2 protein-coding genes are annotated in these 19,280 nt (G+C 72.3%); both read right to left on the bottom strand.

Translation table 11 applies throughout. From position 1 onward, the window contains the following. Window positions 1-176: 176 nt before the first annotated feature. Window positions 177-3,194 (bottom strand): CHAT domain-containing protein, encoded by a 3,018-nt coding sequence (locus ACQW02_RS13990; RefSeq protein WP_431280523.1) that lies wholly within the window; start codon window positions 3,192-3,194, stop codon window positions 177-179. A gap of 3 nt (window positions 3,195-3,197) precedes the next feature. Further along, window positions 3,198-19,232 (bottom strand): filamentous hemagglutinin N-terminal domain-containing protein, encoded by a 16,035-nt coding sequence (locus ACQW02_RS13985; RefSeq protein ID WP_431285855.1) that lies wholly within the window; start codon window positions 19,230-19,232, stop codon window positions 3,198-3,200. Window positions 19,233-19,280: the final 48 nt, after the last annotated feature.

Raw genomic sequence — 19,280 nt, 5'->3', positions numbered from 1 at the left:
TCGGAAAATGCGATAAAACAAATAGCCAGAGTGGTTTCGCCGCCTCCGTCGGCGGTGAAACCGCTCTGGCGTCCATTACGCCGAATACATAACCATGCCCGTTCCCGGCGCCCGCCGCCAGAGAGGGGGCGTCCGGCCCTGGTCACCAGACCGTCAGTTGCCGAAGCGCGTCGTTCCTATAGCACCGGTTGTGCGGCGGCCCCGGCCGACCGCACCGGGGCCTCCGCCGCGCGCCGGCCATCGCCGATCAAGGCGAAGGGCGCCCAGTAGTAGGGATGCGCGAAATTGGCCGGCAGCCCGCGCCCGGCCTCGTCGATCAACAGGTTCTGCGCCCCGCGCAGCGACGCCGCCGACGACGCGCCGCCCGCCTGGCGTCGCAGCGTATCGGCGACGATCACGGTCGCCGCCGCGTCATCCACCGCCCAATGCGTGATCATCAGGCCGCGCGCCCCCGCATAGAAGAAGGCGCGCGCCAGCCCGGACAGTGCCTCGCCACCGCCGGCGCCACCCGGGCCGCCGGTGTTGCAGGCCGACAGGATGACGAGGTCGGCGTCGAGCTTCAGCCCCAAGACCTCCGACGCCGTCAGGAAGGCGGCATTGGCATTGGGCGCGTTGGCCGGGGTCGAGAGCATGATCGTCGGCTCCGGCAGGCAGGACAATTCACCCGGCAACAGCGCATGCGTCGCCAGGTGCAGGATGCGCACCTGGTCCAGCCGCGCCGTCTTCAGCGCGGCGGTCGTCGCCGCCGGACCCAGCCGCATGGCATCGCCCGTGCCGCCAAGGACCTGCGCGGCGAAGGTCACCTCGGTCCGCGTGCCGGGCAGGCGGCCGAGGCCCTGCGCCAGCCGCGCGTCCGCCGCGCAGCGTTCGGAGGGGAAGGACCGCGCGAGCTGGGCGGCACTCGGCGGCACGAAATCGCCGAAGCCGGCATAGGGCAGGGGGGCCGTGCTGCCCGGCCCCGCGGCACGCAGCGACACGAAGGTCTGCGGGCCCGGAACATGCACGACGGCAAAGCGCTTGATCAGCCAGGGGGCGCGGTTCAGCGCCGCGGCATCGGCCTCACCGGTCAGCAACAGGCCGAAGGGCAGCGACAGCAGCGGCCCGTCGGGGGCGACGACCAGCGTCTGCGCGCCGGTCAGCGCCGGTTCCAGCGGGCCGATCAGCCCGCGGTAGATCGCCTGCGCGGTCGCGATGTCGAAGCGCCCGGGGCCGCTGGCGCCCGAATTCGGCGCGGTGCTTTCACGCAACTGGGCGACCAGGCGGGTGGCATCGCCTTCGGTCATTGTGGTGCGCGCCGCCATCACCCGGTCGCGGCGCACGGCGAAGACATAGCCATGCGTCGGGCCGAGCAGCATGGTCACCATCGCCTCATCGGCGCCGAGCACCCGCTGCACCGCCGGCGCATCGACGCTGGCCAGCAACAACTGGCGGAAGCCCGGGGCGGCGGCGGCAACCTCCGCCTCGGCATCCGAGCGCGTGGTCTGGGCCGCCGAGATCCGCCGGTCCAACTCCGCCGCGGCGCTGCCCGTGACACCGCTGTCGCGTTCGTTGAACAGCGTGCGCAGGTCGCGGTCGGCGTCCTGCATGCGCCGCACAGCATCGGCCACGCGCGGATCGCCCGATGCGGCGCCCAGGCGCGCGGTCGCCTGCTGCACGAAGCGCACGGTGCCGCTGCGCTGAGCCAATTGCGCCGCGCCGAACATTTCCGCCTGCAGCGCCGCGGTGTCGACAGACGCGCCCCCCCGCACGGCCACGGCGGCCAGCGCATCGAGGTAGGTCATGATCATCGGCCCGGGCAGGCTGATCTGCCTGGCACGCAGGATGGCGGCACCCGCGCGGAAGGCATCCAGCGCCGCGGCACTCTGGCCCGCCGCGTTTTGCCGCGCGCCCATCAGGAACAGGGTCACGGCATGCGGCCGTTCGCCCGGGGCGCCGGCGGAAAACCGCCCCGCCGCCTGTTGCAGCAGTGCGGCGGAGGCATCGCTGCGGCCGGCGCGGGCCTCGGCCACGCCCTGGGTCCGCAAGGCGCGGCCGGAGAGCATGTTGGCCTCCAGCCCGGCGCGGCGCAGCAGGGTGCGGCCCTGGGCGACGGAAATCGCCGCATCCTGGTCGCGGCCGAGCCGCGCCAGCGTGATGCCCTTGGTCCGTTGCGTTTCGGCCAGCCCCAGGATCGCCGATTGCGACACCGGGTCCGTCACCGCGACCAGCGCGTCATCCGCCCGGCCGGCCGCCAGGTTGTCGGGCATCAGCGCGCCATACAGGGCCTCGGCCTGTTCCAGCAGCGGCAAGGCTGCCGTGGGACTGCCGCCGTTCAGTTCATGCAGTGCGCGGTAATGCTTCAGTCGCGCCGGGGCGACGGGGTCGGCGGCCCGCGGGGTCAGCGCGTCGGCGCGCACGAACAGCGCCTCGGCCTCGGCATGGCGGCGCTGGTTCGACAGGTTCAACGCCAGGTGCACCAGCGGCATCACCGTGTTGGGATTGCCCGCGCCGATCGTGCGTTCCTGGACCGAAAGCGCCTGGCGATAGGCTTCCTCCGCCGCGCCGAAGGTCTCGACCTGGTTCAGGTCGCGACCCAGGGTCATCAGCGCTTCATACCGGCCCACATCGGCGGTGCCGAAGCTGTCGGCCGACAGCCGCGCGACGGCCAGTTCCAGCGCCGCCGAGCGTGACCCGGTGGCGGCGGCGGCCGTCTGGCCCAGCGCCAGCCGTTCGATCACGGGCACGGCGGTGGAGACGCCATCGGCCAGCACCGGCCCGTTCGGACCGGCGATCACCATGGCGACCTGCGGCCAGCCGCCGGCGCGGCGGGTGCAGGCGAGCAGCCGCGCATCGGCGCCACCGGCGACCGAGGTGCGGGTCGGCGCGCCGCAGGCGTAGCGCTGGTCCACCCAGCCGCGCCAGGCGCCGCCGGCGGCCAGGGCGTCAAGCTCACCCGCGCCGCGCGGCAGGTCGACAATCCGCGCCGCCGGCTGGGTCCAGCCGCCGCAATAGACTTCGCGCACCCGCAGCGGGGTCACGTCGGTCGCGATCGACCGGCCTGGCTGCACGGTGCAGGGTTCGCCCCGCGCATCCGGCCCGGCGGGCTGGCCGGCCGAGGTTCCGGCCGCGGCGACATAGGCGGTCTCGGGCGGCTTCTGGCAGGCGGCCAGCCCCAGCAGACCAAGAAGCGCGAGAAGGGTGAGGGGCGCGCGCATGGCTCAGAAATCCTCCTCGGCGATATTCGGCAACAGCGCGTCGGGGTCGCGCGGCGTCGGTGCCGTGCGCAGTTCGGTGATTTCCCGCGTCGGCACGGGCACCGGCACCAGCACCGCCAGCACGGTGCAATTGACCGAGCCGAGGACGCAGTTGTTGAACCGGTAGTTCTGCTGGCCCGCCGGCGCATAGGCGCCATCGACGACGGTCGACAGCGTCGCGCGGGCCGCCGCGGCCGAACCGTCGAAGGGCCCCAGGCGCCCGGACACTTCCACCCGGCCGCCGGCGCCCTGCACCGACAGGCGGCCGGCGATGATGTCGCCGGATGCCGCGCCGCCGTTCAGCAGCAGGAAGACCGGCAGGTCGGTCGCCAGCAGGTTCAATTGCACCGCGCCACCAGGCTCGGTGCTCGCGATCGGGGTGAAGGTGGAGGTGGGGTTCAGCCTGGTGCCGACCTGGGATGGCTGGTCGGCCGGATCCAGCCCGGGCACGTCGGCGCGGACGGTGCCGGGCAGGCTGGTATAGGTGCCGGTTCCACGCCGCGTATCGATCACCAGCGGCGCCAGGCTGTTGGTGTTGCTGGGCCGGACCGTCAGCAGGCCGGGCATCAGCACCCCGCCGCCGGCGGCCAGGAAGGCGCCGGCGCCGATCGTCATGGTCACGCCATCCAGCGTGATGGTGGTGCCGCCCTGGCCCGGCTGGCCGCTCATCACCTCCATCACATCGGCGGTGAAGGCGCTGGCCGTCAGCAACACGCTGCCGCCCGCCTCGATGCGGAAAAGGCCCGAGGAAACCCCGGTCAGGCGCGTGCCGAAGAAGTCGCCGCCGGCCGAGAGCACAACGCGGCTCGGGTCGATCACCACATCGGTGAAGGCGAGGCTCGCGGCGGCCGAGACGGTGATGATGTCGCGCGCCGAGATGCGGCTGTTGACGAAATTGCCGGCGCCCCCGGCGCTGAGGGCCACATTGCCCGCATCGGCGTTGAGGGTCAGCGCCGTCGCGGTCATCCCGCCGCCCGCGCGCGCCGTCACATCGCCCGCGGTCGCCCGCAGCGTGGTGTCGACAAGCGAAATACCCTGGCCGGCATTGAGGCCGAAGGCGCCGCCCTGGCCGGTGCTGCGGTCGAAGGTGATGCCACCCGCGGCCCGCAAGGCCGCGGCCCCGCCGGTCTGGACGCTGGACTGCACGACGTTGATCGCCCCGCCCACGTCGACGCTGGCGGCCCCGGCGGCGCGCAGGCTGGCGGCGTTGGTCATGCTCAGGCCACCGCCCGCGACCAGCGTGGCATCGCCCGAGGTCGCGTTGATCGATGCGGCGTTGAGGCTGACGGTGCCGCCGCGGCCGCTGACCGCGGCACTGGCGCCGCTGACGCTGGACGACAGCAGCGAGACGCCGCCATTGGCGCCGATCGCGGCCCGCCCGCCGGCAACCAGGCTGCTGTTGTCGGACAGCGCCACGTTGCCGAAGCCGGACGCCAGGCTGGCATCACCCGCCGTCGCCTGAACACCGGACCGGACCAGGCCGATATCGGCGACGGAGGCGATATCCGCCGTCGCGCCCCGCAGGGTGGACTCGGTCAGCGTCACGCTGCCGCCGGCATTCGTGGCCTGCCCATCGCCTGCGCTGATGAGCGCCCGACCGCTGGCGAGCAGGCTGCTGCTGGTCAGGCTCGTCGCGCCGACGCCCGACCGCAGCACGGCATCGCCATTGGTCGCGGTCAGCGCGGCCCCCCGCAGGGTGAGCGAACGCGCCGCGTCCACCCGCAGGCTGGCGCCGCCGAGAAGGCTGCCGGTGTCCAGCAGGGCGTCGCCGCCGGCACTCAGGCTGGACGCCGCCGCCGCGTTGATCCGAGAGCCACCGTTCAACGTGATGGCGCCGGACGTCGCGGTCAGCGCGGCGTTGCCCGAGGTCGCCTGCACCGTGCTCGATGCCAGCGTCGCGGACCCGCCCGCCGTCATGGCGACGCTGCCGCCGCGGATGTCGGCGGTCGTGGCCGACAGGGCACCGCTGGCCTGGATCGTCGTGGCCCCGGTCGCGGACAGGCTGCTGCCGTTCAACAGAGTGACGTCACCGGCGGTGGCGCTGAGGGTCGCGGCACCGGGCCCGGCCACCAGGGCGCTGCCATCCAGGGCGATGCTGCCGGCCGCGACGATCGCAGCATCGGCGCCCTGGACCACGGACCTAGTCATCGCGACGCCGGCATTGCCCGTCAAGACCGCGGTGCCGGCTGCGGTGATAGTGCTGCCCGAAAGGGTGCTGGCGCCACCGATCCGTGCCTCGACATTGCCGGCGCGGCCCTGGATCTGCGCCGTACCGACGTCCCACGCGCCGTTGACGGCCATGCTGACGCTGCCGCCGCGCATGGCGGCGTTCTGCACCGTCATGGCCTGGTTGGCCGCGACGACGATCCGGTCGCTCGAATCCAGCCCGGCGCCGGACAGGATCGACAGGGCCCCCGAGGCATTCAGCGTCATGTCGCCGCCCTGCGTCACGATCTGCGCCGCCTGCACGGTCATGGCGCCGCCGGAGGTCAATGTCGCGCCGCCCGCGGCGGTGACGTTGCCCAGGACCTGCATCGCGGCGCCCGAGGTCAGTGTCGCATCGCCGCTGCCGGTCACCTGCACCGGCCCGGCGGCGGCGATCGTCAGGTTGCCATCGGCCCGCAGGATCAGCCCGCCCGCGACCGTCACGCCGGCCGTGGTCGCGAGGCTGCCGGTCGTCCGCAGGACGCTGGCCCCCCCCGCCGCCACGGTGCCCAGGCTGGCGAAGGCATTGTCGGTGCGGTCGAGCGTGATCGCCCCGCCGGCCGACATGGTCAGCAGCCCGCCGGTCGCGAGCCCCGCCGTCTGGCCGATCGCACCCGCGGTGCTGGCGGTCAGCGCGCCCGTCGTCGTGACCCCGGCCAGGGTCAGCGTCGGTGCGACGATGGTGACATTGCGCGCCCCGGCCGCGACGCCGCCGCCGAGCGCCAGCGTCCGCAGCGTCAGGGCACTCGCGCTGGTCAGCGCCACATCATCGACGGCGCCCGCCGTGCCGGCCGTGATGCTGGCATCGCCGATGCGATTGCCGGCCTCGGTCAGCGTGGTGGCGCCGGCGGAGACGGTGGACAGCGCCGTCGCGCTGCCGCCCGCCCCGGCCAGGATGGCCCCCGCGGCCTGGGTGATGCCACCCGCCGTCGCGCGGAGGGCGATGACAGGCGCGGTCTGGATCCCGGCGATCGCGATGGAGGGGCCGGTGAGGCCAATGCCCCCGGCCGTGATCGTGCCCGCGCTGAGGGCGGTGGTCGTCAGCACGCCCAATGTCCCGGTGGTCGTGCCGGCGATGCTGGAAATCCGGTTGCCGGGATGCAGCAACGTCACCGCGCCCGCCCCGCCATTCGCTGCCACGGCCAGCAACGCCGCGCCGAGGCCGGTGCCAATGATCGCCTGGTCCTGGCCGATCGCGCCGCTGCGCGCGGTCAGGTTGACCGTATCGGCGCTGATGCCCGCGGTGGTGCCGACGGTCGAGACGAACAGCGAATCCCCGAGCAGCGTGACTCCACCCGCACCGGTGCGCGCCGCGACGGTCGCGGCCGCCAGCGTGTTGATGGCGATGTCTCCGGTCGTGGCGGTCGCCTGGATGGCGGTCACGGCATTGTCGCCCAGCAGGGTGATCGCCTGCGGCCCCGCGACGTTCAGCGTGGCCGCTGTGATGATGCCACCGGACTGTCCGATGGTGCCCGTGGCGCCATCACCGATCAGGTTCACGACGGCCGCGTTGCCGCCAACTGCGCCGGACAGGTCGATCGCACCATCGGCGATGACCGAGACGGTTTGGCCGATCCCACTGGTCTCAGCGCGCGCGACGTTCAGCGCCGTGGCATCGTTGGTAAAGGCCAGGCCCGCCTTGGAGAAGGCGTCCAGGCTGCCGACCGCATTGGTCTGCGCCAGGGCGACACTGGCGGCCGCACCAGTCCCGGCGGCGTCGCGGATGGTCAAGCCGGCGGCGGTGATCGCGCCGCCGCTCTGGCTGATCGCGCCATCGACCTGCAGCGCGACACTGGCGCCAGCGCCACCGATGGCGCCCTTGCCGATCAGGTCGCCGGCGGCACGCAGGGTGACGCTGCCGCCGGTGGCGGCGACCACGTTCAGCGCCGTGGCATCGTTGGTAAAGGCCAGGCCCGCCTTGGAGAAGGCATCCAGGCTGCCGACCGCATTGGTCTGCGCCAGCGCGACACTGGCGGCAGCGCCAGTCCCGGCGGCGTCACGGATGGTCAAGCCGGCGGCGGTGATCGCGCCAGCCGTCTGGCTGATCGCGCCATCGACCTGCAGTGCCACGCTGGCACCGGCCCCACCAATGGCGCCCTTGCCGATCAGGTCGCCGGCGGCACGCAGGGTGACGCTGCCGCCGGTGGCGGCAACGACGTTCAGCGCCGTGGCATCATTGGTGAAGGCCAGCCCCGCCTTGGAGAAGGCGTCCAGGCTGCCGACCGCATTGGTCTGCGCCAGCGCGACACTGGCGGCAGCGCCAGTCCCGGCGGCGTCACGGATGGTCAAGCCGGCGGCGGTGATCGCACCAGCCGTCTGGCTGATCGCGCCATCGACCTGCAGTGCCACACTGGCACCGGCCCCACCGATGGCGCCCTTGCCGATCAGGTCGCCGGCGGCACGCAGGGTGACGCTGCTGCCGGTGGCGGCGACCACGTTCAGCGCCGTCGCATCATTGGTGAAGGCCAGGCCCGCCTTGGAGAAGGCATCCAGGCTGCCGACCGCGTTGGTCTGCGCCAGGGCGACACTGGCGGCCGCACCGGTCCCGGCGGCGTCACGGATGGTCAAGCCGGCGGCGGTGATCGCGCCAGCCGTCTGGCTGATCGCGCCATCGACCTGCAGTGCCACACTGGCACCGGCCCCACCGATGGCGCCCTTGCCGATCAGGTCGCCGGCGGCACGCAGGGTGACGCTGCCGCCGGTCGCGGCAACGACGTTCAGCGCCGTGGCATCATTGGTGAAGGCCAGCCCCGCCTTGGAGAAGGCGTCCAGGCTGCCGACCGCATTGGTCTGCGCCAGCGCGACACTGGCGGCAGCGCCAGTCCCGGCGGCGTCACGGATGGTCAAGCCGGCGGCGGTGATCGCACCAGCCGTCTGGCTGATCGCGCCATCGACCTGCAGTGCCACACTGGCACCGGCCCCACCGATGGCGCCCTTGCCGATCAGGTCGCCGGCGGCACGCAGGGTGACGCTGCTGCCGGTGGCGGCGACCACGTTCAGCGCCGTCGCATCATTGGTGAAGGCCAGGCCCGCCTTGGAGAAGGCATCCAGGCTGCCGACCGCGTTGGTCTGCGCCAGGGCGACACTGGCGGGCGCACCGGTCCCGGCGGCGTCACGGATGGTCAAGCCGGCGGCGGTGATCGCACCAGCCGTCTGGCTGATCGCGCCATCGACCTGCAGTGCCACACTGGCACCGGCGCCACCAATGGCGCCCTTGCCGATCAGGTCGCCGGCGGCACGCAGGGTGACGCTGCCGCCGGTGGCGGCAACGACGTTCAGCGCTGTCGCGTCGTTGGTAAAGGCCAGCCCCGCCTTGGAGAAGGCGTCCAGGCTGCCGACCGCATTGGTCTGCGCCAGCGCGACACTGGCGGCAGCGCCAGTCCCGGCGGCGTCACGGATGGTCAAGCCGGCGGCGGTGATCGCACCAGCCGTCTGGCTGATCGCGCCATCGACCTGCAGTGCCACACTGGCACCGGCCCCACCGATGGCGCCCTTGCCGATCAGGTCGCCGGCGGCACGCAGGGTGACGCTGCTGCCGGTGGCGGCAACGACGTTCAGCGCCGTGGCATCATTGGTAAAGGCCAGGCCCGCCTTGGAGAAGGCGTCCAGGCTGCCGACCGCATTGGTCTGCGCCAGGGCGACACTGGCGGCCGCACCAGTCCCGGCGGCGTCGCGGATGGTCAAGCCGGCGGCGGTGATCGCGCCGCCGCTCTGGCTGATCGCGCCATCGACCTGCAGCGCGACACTGGCGCCAGCGCCACCGATGGCGCCCTTGCCGATCAGGTCGCCGGCGGCACGCAGGGTGACGCTGCTGCCGGTGGCGGCGACCACGTTCAGCGCCGTGGCATCGTTGGTAAAGGCCAGGCCCGCCTTGGAGAAGGCATCCAGGCTGCCGACCGCATTGGTCTGCGCCAGCGCGACACTGGCGGCAGCGCCAGTCCCGGCGGCGTCACGGATGGTCAAGCCGGCGGCGGTGATCGCGCCAGCCGTCTGGCTGATCGCGCCATCGACCTGCAGTGCCACGCTGGCACCGGCCCCACCAATGGCGCCCTTGCCGATCAGGTCGCCGGCGGCACGCAGGGTGACGCTGCCGCCGGTGGCGGCAACGACGTTCAGCGCCGTGGCATCATTGGTGAAGGCCAGCCCCGCCTTGGAGAAGGCGTCCAGGCTGCCGACCGCATTGGTCTGCGCCAGCGCGACACTGGCGGCAGCGCCAGTCCCGGCGGCGTCACGGATGGTCAAGCCGGCGGCGGTGATCGCACCAGCCGTCTGGCTGATCGCGCCATCGACCTGCAGTGCCACACTGGCACCGGCCCCACCGATGGCGCCCTTGCCGATCAGGTCGCCGGCGGCACGCAGGGTGACGCTGCTGCCGGTGGCGGCGACCACGTTCAGCGCCGTCGCATCATTGGTGAAGGCCAGGCCCGCCTTGGAGAAGGCATCCAGGCTGCCGACCGCGTTGGTCTGCGCCAGGGCGACACTGGCGGCCGCACCGGTCCCGGCGGCGTCACGGATGGTCAAGCCGGCGGCGGTGATCGCGCCAGCCGTCTGGCTGATCGCGCCATCGACCTGCAGTGCCACACTGGCACCGGCCCCACCGATGGCGCCCTTGCCGATCAGGTCGCCGGCGGCACGCAGGGTGACGCTGCCGCCGGTCGCGGCAACGACGTTCAGCGCCGTGGCATCATTGGTGAAGGCCAGCCCCGCCTTGGAGAAGGCGTCCAGGCTGCCGACCGCATTGGTCTGCGCCAGCGCGACACTGGCGGCAGCGCCAGTCCCGGCGGCGTCACGGATGGTCAAGCCGGCGGCGGTGATCGCACCAGCCGTCTGGCTGATCGCGCCATCGACCTGCAGTGCCACACTGGCACCGGCCCCACCGATGGCGCCCTTGCCGATCAGGTCGCCGGCGGCACGCAGGGTGACGCTGCTGCCGGTGGCGGCGACCACGTTCAGCGCCGTCGCATCATTGGTGAAGGCCAGGCCCGCCTTGGAGAAGGCATCCAGGCTGCCGACCGCGTTGGTCTGCGCCAGGGCGACACTGGCGGGCGCACCGGTCCCGGCGGCGTCACGGATGGTCAAGCCGGCGGCGGTGATCGCACCAGCCGTCTGGCTGATCGCGCCATCGACCTGCAGTGCCACACTGGCACCGGCGCCACCAATGGCGCCCTTGCCGATCAGGTCGCCGGCGGCACGCAGGGTGACGCTGCCGCCGGTGGCGGCAACGACGTTCAGCGCTGTCGCGTCGTTGGTAAAGGCCAGCCCCGCCTTGGAGAAGGCATCCAGGCTGCCGACCGCATTGGTCTGCGCCAGCGCGACACTGGCGGCAGCGCCAGTCCCGGCGGCGTCACGGATGGTCAAGCCGGCGGCGGTGATCGCACCAGCCGTCTGGCTGATCGCGCCATCGACCTGCAGTGCCACACTGGCACCGGCCCCACCGATGGCGCCCTTGCCGATCAGGTCGCCGGCGGCACGCAGGGTGACGCTGCTGCCGGTGGCGGCAACGACGTTCAGCGCCGTGGCATCATTGGTGAAGGCCAGCCCCGCCTTGGAGAAGGCGTCCAGGCTGCCGACCGCATTGGTCTGCGCCAGCGCGACACTGGCGGCAGCGCCAGTCCCGGCGGCGTCACGGATGGTCAAGCCGGCGGCGGTGATCGCACCAGCCGTCTGGCTGATCGCGCCATCGACCTGCAGTGCCACACTGGCACCGGCCCCACCGATGGCGCCCTTGCCGATCAGGTCGCCGGCGGCACGCAGGGTGACGCTGCTGCCGGTGGCGGCGACCACGTTCAGCGCCGTCGCGTCGTTGGTGAAGGCGAGGCCCGCCTTGGAGAAGGCGTCCAGGCTGCCGACCGCATTGGTCTGCGCCAGCGCGACACTGGCGGCAGCGCCAGTCCCGGCGGCGTCGCGGATGGTCAAGCCGGCGGCGGTGATCGCACCAGCCGTCTGGCTGATCGCGCCATCGACCTGCAGTGCCACACTGGCACCGGCGCCACCAATGGCGCCCTTGCCGATCAGGTCGCCGGCGGCACGCAGGGTGACGCTGCCGCCGGTGGCGGCAACGACGTTCAGCGCTGTCGCGTCGTTGGTAAAGGCCAGCCCCGCCTTGGAGAAGGCGTCCAGGCTGCCGACCGCATTGGTCTGCGCCAGCGCGACACTGGCGGCAGCGCCAGTCCCGGCGGCGTCACGGATGGTCAAGCCGGCGGCGGTGATCGCACCAGCCGTCTGGCTGATCGCGCCATCGACCTGCAGTGCCACACTGGCACCGGCCCCACCGATGGCGCCCTTGCCGATCAGGTCGCCGGCGGCACGCAGGGTGACGCTGCTGCCGGTGGCGGCAACGACGTTCAGCGCCGTGGCATCATTGGTGAAGGCCAGCCCCGCCTTGGAGAAGGCGTCCAGGCTGCCGACCGCATTGGTCTGCGCCAGCGCGACACTGGCGGCAGCGCCAGTCCCGGCGGCGTCACGGATGGTCAAGCCGGCGGCGGTGATCGCACCAGCCGTCTGGCTGATCGCGCCATCGACCTGCAGTGCCACACTGGCACCGGCCCCACCGATGGCGCCCTTGCCGATCAGGTCGCCGGCGGCACGCAGGGTGACGCTGCTGCCGGTGGCGGCAACGACGTTCAGCGCCGTGGCATCATTGGTGAAGGCCAGCCCCGCCTTGGAGAAGGCGTCCAGGCTGCCGACCGCATTGGTCTGCGCCAGCGCGACACTGGCGGCAGCGCCAGTCCCGGCGGCGTCACGGATGGTCAAGCCGGCGGCGGTGATCGCACCAGCCGTCTGGCTGATCGCGCCATCGACCTGCAGTGCCACACTGGCACCGGCCCCACCGATGGCGCCCTTGCCGATCAGGTCGCCGGCGGCACGCAGGGTGACGCTGCTGCCGGTGGCGGCGACCACGTTCAGCGCCGTCGCATCATTGGTGAAGGCCAGGCCCGCCTTGGAGAAGGCATCCAGGCTGCCGACCGCATTGGTCTGCGCCAGCGCGACACTGGCCGCGCCCGCGCTGCCGCTCGCACTGTCGCGGATCGTCAGGGTCGCCGCGGTGATCGCGCCCCCCGTCTGGGTAATCTCGCCCGGGGTATTCAGCCGCACGGCGGCGCCGTTGCCGCCAACATTCGACCCGAGCGCCAGCTTGCCACCCGTGCTGATCGTCACGGCTTGCCCGACGCCGCTCGTGGTCGCCTGCGCCACGGTCAGGTCCGTCGCGTCGTTGACGAAGGAAAGCCCCTTCGTCGAAACCGCATTCAGGCTGGCAACCGAATTGGTGCGATCGAGCGCCACACCCGCCGGGCCCGACACGCCGCCCGCGGCGTTGCGGATGGTCAGGCTGCCGGCGGTGATCGCCCCACCCGTCTGGCTCAGGGCGCCGGAGGCATTCAGCGCCACGCTCGCGCCCACGCCGCCGACATTCCCCGCCAGGACAAGCTGGCCCGCGCTGGTCAGCGTGACCGTCTGCCCCGCCGCCGTGGTCGCGCCGGCCACCGAAAGGTCCGTCGCGCCATTGGCGAAGGAAATCCCCTGGCTGCCGACCACCCGCACCGAGCCCACCGCGTTGGCCTGGTCCAGGTCCACCGCGCCGACCGCCGTGATCCCCGCCGTGTCGCCGGCGATGAACAGCGTGCCGGCCGTGATCAGGCCGCTCGCCGTCTGGGTGACGGCGCCATCGGTCAGCAGTTCGATGGCCAGGCCGCTGCGGCCAATCGCCGCGTTCAGGTCGATGCTGCCGCCACCGCCTGCGACGAGCATGAGGCCGGTGGTGATGGCGCCGGCATCCGGCGTCAGCGCGCTCTGCACCGACACGCCGCTGCCCAGCACCGTGGAACCGCCGATGGTCGTCAGGCCGATCCGCAAGGTGCCGGTCTGCAGCCTGGCGCTGGTCAGCGCGCCGGGGTTGATCGTCATGGCCCCCGGCACCGCGGCCCCGGTGGTGATCACCACCGGCTTGGCGGACAGCGGCCCCAGGTTCACCGCCAGCGGCGCGCTGATCAGCCCGGTCCAGTTCAGCGCATCCGTGCGCAGGGTCACCGTGCCGCTGAGCGCATCGGTCGCCCGGATCGCCGCACCGCCGTTGCTGAAGGCCCCGACGCCAATGTTCAGCGCGGTGCCGGTCAATGCGACGTCGGTGGCACCCTGGACGCCGAGCCCGCCAAAGGCCGAATCCGTGACCGTCAGCGCACCGGCCGAGGCGATATTCACCGTCGAACCTTCGGCCCGCACAATCGCCAGATCGGTCGAGGAACCGACCGCCAGCGCACCGCTGGCCCTGGCCCGCAGCGTGCCGATCGCATTGCCGTTGGTCAGGTCGATGCTGGTCGCACCGCCAAGCCCCGTCGTATCGGTGATGGTCAGCGATCCGGCGGTGATGCCGGGCGCGCTCTGCGTGATCGCTCCGTCCACCCGCAGCACCACGCTGTTGGCGACATTGCCGCCGACCGCGCCGGCCATCTGCAGCCCGCCCTTGGTCGTCAAACTCGTCGTGAAGGCGCCGGCGCCGGTGGCGGCGCGGGTCACGATCAGATCGGTGATGCCGTTGTTGAAGCCGATGGCGCCGCTGGACCTGGCGTCCAGGCTTGCCACCGCATTCGCCTGGTTCAGCGCGATGCTGGCGGCACTGCCGGTGCCGTCGACATTCGCGATGGCCAGGGCATCCGCGGTGATCGCGCCACCCGACTGGCTCAGCGCACCCGCGACGAACAGGCTGACATCCGTGGTGGCGGTGCCGCCGACATTGCCCGCCAGGTCGACCGCGGCACCGCCGGTGATCGCCACGGCCTGGCCCGCGGCCGTGGTGGCGCGCAGGACGGACAGGCTCGCGGGGCCAGCGCCGTTGACGAAGGTCAAGGCGCCGGTCGAGATCACATCCAGCGACGACACGGCATTGCTCGACTGGCCAAGCACCACGCTGGTGGGGCCGGACTCCACGCCGCCGATGCCGCGGATCGTCAGGCTGCTGGCGCTGATGCCGCCGCTGCCCTGGCTGAGATCCCCAGCCACGTTCAAGGCGACCGCCGTGGTGCTGCCGCCGCCGATCGTGCCGAGCGCCAGATTGCCGCCGCTGGTCAGGCTGATCGCCTGCCCCGCCGCCGCCGTCGCGCGGGTCGCCACCAAATCGGTCGCGCCGTTGACGAAGGTCAGGCCCTTGGTCGAGATCGCATCCAGCTTGCCGACCGCATTGGCCTGGCCGAGCGCCACGCCCGCCGGACCGCTGGTTCCCGTCGCCGCGTCGCGGATGGTCAGGCCGGCGGCGGTGATCGCGCCACCTGATTGTGTGATTCCGCCATCCACGTTCAACGCGACCGTGGCGCCCAGGCTGCCAATCGCGCCCGCGCCGACCAGGTTGCCGCCGGTCGTCAAGCTCACGTCGGTCCCGACCGCGCCCAACACGGTCAGGCTGGTCGCACCGTTGCGGAAGGTCAGCCCGGCCGCCGAAAACGCATCCAGCGCCGCGACGGTGTTCGTCTTGGCCAGGTTGATGCTGGCGGCGGCGCTGGCGCCGCCGGTGGCGCCGCGGATGGTCAGCGTGCCCGCCGTGACGCTGCCGCCCGCCTGGTCGATCGCCCCGCCGCTGTTCAGCGCGACGATGCCCGTCGCATCGCCACCGATGGTGCCATTCAGCGTCAGGTCGCCGGTCGTGGTCAGGCTGGTCGTGACCGCACCCGCGCCCGTGGTGGCGCGGTTCGCCACCAGCGCCGTCGTGCCGTTGTTGAACGACAGACCGGCGCCGGCCGCGATGTCGATCGCGCCGACCGCATTGGCCTGATCCAGCGTCACCGCGCCGACCTGCGTCGTGCCGCCGGTGAAATCACGGATGGACAGCGACGCGCCGGTCACCGCACCGCCGGACTGATCGATTGCGCCCGAGAAGCGCAGCGCGACCAGCGCGTCGGTGCCGCCGACATCGCCGGTCAAACTCGCCCCGCCGGCGCCGGAGATCGCGATCGCCTGGCCGGTCCCGGTGCTGGTCGCGCGTGCGATGGTCAGGTCGGCCACGGCGGCGCTGCGCACGGCGATGCCGGCGGTCGACATCGCGTCCAGCGATCCGAGTGCATTGTCCGCCAGGTCCAGCGTGATGCCGCCCGCGCTGGTGCTGCCGCCCGCGACGCCGCGGATGGTCAGGGCATCGGCGGTGATGATGGCGCCGGCAGCCTGCGTGATCGCATTGGCGCCGCGCAGCGACAGGTTCAGGCCACTTCGCCCGATGGCATTGCCGATGGTCAGCGTACCGTCGGCGACGAGGTCGATCGCCGTCTTCACCTGCAGCGCGCTTGGCGCCACCGCATCCGTCACGGTCAGCGCGCCGCCTTGGCGGGTCGTGCCGATGGTCGTCTCGCCCAGGCGCAGCGTGCCAGTGACCATCTGCGTGGTCGCCTGCGCCGGCGTCAGCACCAGCGTGCCCGGGACGATGGCATTGGCCAGGGCGATGGGCCGCCCTGCCGTGTTCGGCCCGATCTCGACCGTGCCGGTCGTCGTCGCATTGACGACACCGTCGCCCGACAGCGTGTCGGTCCGCAGCGACACCGTGCCGGCGCCGCCGGTCGAACGGATCGCCGCATCGCCGTTGGTGCCGGTCACGGCGCCGATCGTCAGGCTTTCGGTCGTCAGCGCCACGTTGCCGCTGGCCTCGACGCCCAAGCCGCCGCTTGCCGAAGCCTGGAGCTTCATCGTTCCGGTCGTGGAGAGCGCGACGCTCGAACCCGCCGCCCGCACCACGGTCAGGTTGCTGGCCGAGGCGATGTCCACCGCATCGACGCCGGTCGCGGTCAGCGACCCGATCAGGTTGCCGGCATCGGTCAGTGTCACACCGCCGGCCGATGCCACCGTCAGCGCCGCCGCGCCGCCGCCGGCGGCGGCGATCGCCTGGTCCTGGGTGATGCCGCCGCCGAGCGATGTCAGCGACACATTGGCACCGATCACCCCGGCCAAGCCGTCCACCGTCGTGATCCGCAGCGTATCGCCGGTCAGCGCGACATCGCCGGCCCCGGACCGGGCCGAGGCATCCATCGCGACAATCGACCGTACCGTGATGCCGCCGGTGCCGTTCTGCGCACGCAGCGCCGCGATGCTGTTGTCGCGGTTCAGCGTGATCGCCCCATCGGCGAAGGCGCCCAGGCGCGTCGTCGCGCTGATCGTGCCGCCCGACTGGCTGATCGTGGAGCCGATGGCCGTCAGCGTGACGATGCTGCCGCTGACATCGCCGGTCAGGGCCAGCGGCCCTGTCCCGGTGGTGATCGCGACATTGTCGCTGGTCGCCCGCAGCACCGTCAGCGCGCCGTCCTGGCTGTAGTTGATCCCATTGGAGGTGATGGCATCAAGCGTGCCGACCGCATTGGCCTGGATGAGCTCGGCCCACGACCCGCCGCCCACACCGGTGCTGCCGCGGATGGTCAATGTGTCGGCAACGATGCCGCCGCTCGGCTGGGTGATTGCCCCATCGGCGTTCAAGGCCACGGTGCCGCCGGCAAGCCCGACCGTGCCGGTCAATACCATCGTGCTGGTCGTGCTCAGCGTCACCGCGCTGGAAAAGGCATTGCTCACCGTCAGCGCCGTGGTGCCGTTGGCCAGGGTCACGGCACCCGATGTCATGGCGTCCAGCGCCCCGACCGCATTGGTCTTGTCGAGAACGGCCGACAAGGCGGCGCTTGTGCCGTCAGCGGCGCGGATGTTCAGCGCGCCGGTGGTGATGCTCCCGGCGGTCTGGGTGATCGCCTTGTCGATTCGCAGATCGACGGTGCCACCCGCAAGCCCGACCGCGCCGTTCAGCACCAGCGCTTCGCTGCTCCTGAGTGTCACGGCGCTGCCCACGGCATTGGTGACCGTCAGCCCCGTCGCGCCATTGTTCAGCGTCAGCGTGCCGGTCGCCCGGGCATCGAGCGTGCCGACCGCGTTGGCCTTGTCCAGCACCGCCGCCACCGCATCGGCGACGCCGTCACCGCCGCGGATGGTCAGGGTGCCGGCGGTGATGGCACCGGCGGTCTGGGTGATCGCGCCGCCAGCGCTCAGCACGACGGCGCCACCGCCCAGCCCCACCGCGCCGTTCAGCGTCAGCGTGCTGGTGGTGGACAGCGACACGGTGCTGCCGAGCGCATGGGCGACCGTCAGCGCCGTCGCGCCGTTGTTCAGTTGCAGCAGGCCGGTGACCTGCGCATCCAGCGTGCCGATCGCATTGGCCAGCCCAAGCGTGGCGCTGCCGGCCGAGGAAGTTCCGTTCAAGGCGCGAATGATCAGCGAGCCGGCGGTGATCGTGCCGGTGCCCGACTGGTCGATCGCGCCATTGGCGAACAGGCGCAGCGTGTTGGCGCCAAGGTTCAGCGCGCCCTGCACGCTGATGTTGTCCTTGGCTTCCAGCAGCACGTTGGCGTTCAGCGCGTTCAACGTGCCGGCGGCGACGAAGGTGACGCCATTGCCGCTGATGGCGGTGACGGTGGTGCCGCCCGGGTCGTTGACGCTGCCGTTGCCGCCGGCCACCACCGGATCGGCCGGCAAGGCCTCGACCACACGGATGCTTTGCGGGTCGAGCAGGAAGGTCCCGACCCGTCCGGCGGGGGCCGCCAGGTCGACCCCGGCGTTCAACTGCATCATCCCCTGGCTGGACAGTTCGATGAAGCCGCCGTCGCCGCCCTGAGGCCCGCCGCGGGCCGACAGGCTGGCCTCGACCACCGTCGCCTCGGTCGCATTGACCGCGATGGTGCCGCCCTGGCCCGCCACGGTCGCATCGGCCCGCACCGTGGCGCCGCGCGCGATGGTCGTGCGGTTGCTCATGGTCTGGTTGCGGCCGACGCCGGTCGTGCCGACCACGACCGTGCCGCCGCCCGCGGCGCCCGAGGCGTCGATCCGCGCCGTGCCGGTCACCGTGGTCGCGGTATCGCCGCGCACGGCGATGCGGCCGCCGCGCTGGCCGGCCGCACCCGTGGCGCTGACGGCGCCATCCACCCGCACGCCGCCGCCGGTCGCGGTCAGCGCGACCTGGCCGGTGCGGTCGCCCACCGTTTCGGCCGAAATGCGCCCGGTGTGGCGCACCAGGTCCTCGACCAGGCCCGATGCCGCATGGGCCGAGATCAGCACCGATCCACCCGCCGCATCGATGGTGCCGGTATTCGTCACCAGCGCGGTGGCGCCCGAGGGGGCCGTCCGCACCGCCTGCGTCACGTCGATCGACAGCAGCCCATCGCCCGCGAGGTCGAGGGCGAAGGCCTCCGCCCCCTGCAGCGCCACGCGCCCCAGGCGGGCGCGGATCGTGCCGCTGTTGCTGACGCCGGGCGCCACCAGGGCGGCCATGCCGCGGTCGGCGACGGTGATGTTGCCGTGGTTCTCCACCCGCGCGCCGGGGCGGCCGGGTTCGTTGAACTGCATCCGCCCGGCCATGAAGTTTTCATTGGTGATATTGGCGGTGGAGGCGATCAGGTTCGCGACATTGACCTGCGCTGTGCCGGCGAAGACCACGCCCGACGGGTTGACGATGGCGATGCCGCCATTGGCGGTGACGCGGCCGGCGATGGTGGAAGGGTCGGCCCCGGTGATCCGGTTCAGCGTCCAGGACCCCGCGTTCGGCTGCTGGAACTGCACCGCCTGGTCGCGGCCGACGTTGAACTGCTGCCAGTTGATCGCGCCGCGGTTGGTCGACTGGGTGATGACGGTGGTATTGCCGGATTGGGCGATGCTGGCCTGGCCCGCGACCACCTGGCCCCCGGTCGGCGACTGCGCGATGGCGGGCCCGGCCGAAAACGCCACCGGCAGCAGCGCGGTCGACCCGAGAAGCCAGGCCCGCGGACCGGAAGCGATGGTTTGGGCCATGTCAGTCTCTCGAAAAGCGCGCTTCGCGCGTTGCATCGGCGTCCTGCC

This window comes from Humitalea sp. 24SJ18S-53, assembly GCF_050632385.1.
Classification (GTDB): Bacteria; Pseudomonadota; Alphaproteobacteria; order Acetobacterales; family Acetobacteraceae; genus Humitalea.
This window is presented reverse-complemented; position numbering and strand designations above follow the sequence as displayed.

Bases quoted from the DNA above. Each gene is read 5' to 3' on its own strand.
- ACQW02_RS13990 (WP_431280523.1), bottom strand. From the start codon at position 3,194: ATGCGCGCGCCCCTCACCCTTCTCGCGCTTCTTGGTCTGCTGGGGCTG.
- ACQW02_RS13985 (WP_431285855.1), bottom strand. From the start codon at position 19,232: ATGGCCCAAACCATCGCTTCCGGTCCGCGGGCCTGGCTTCTCGGGTCG.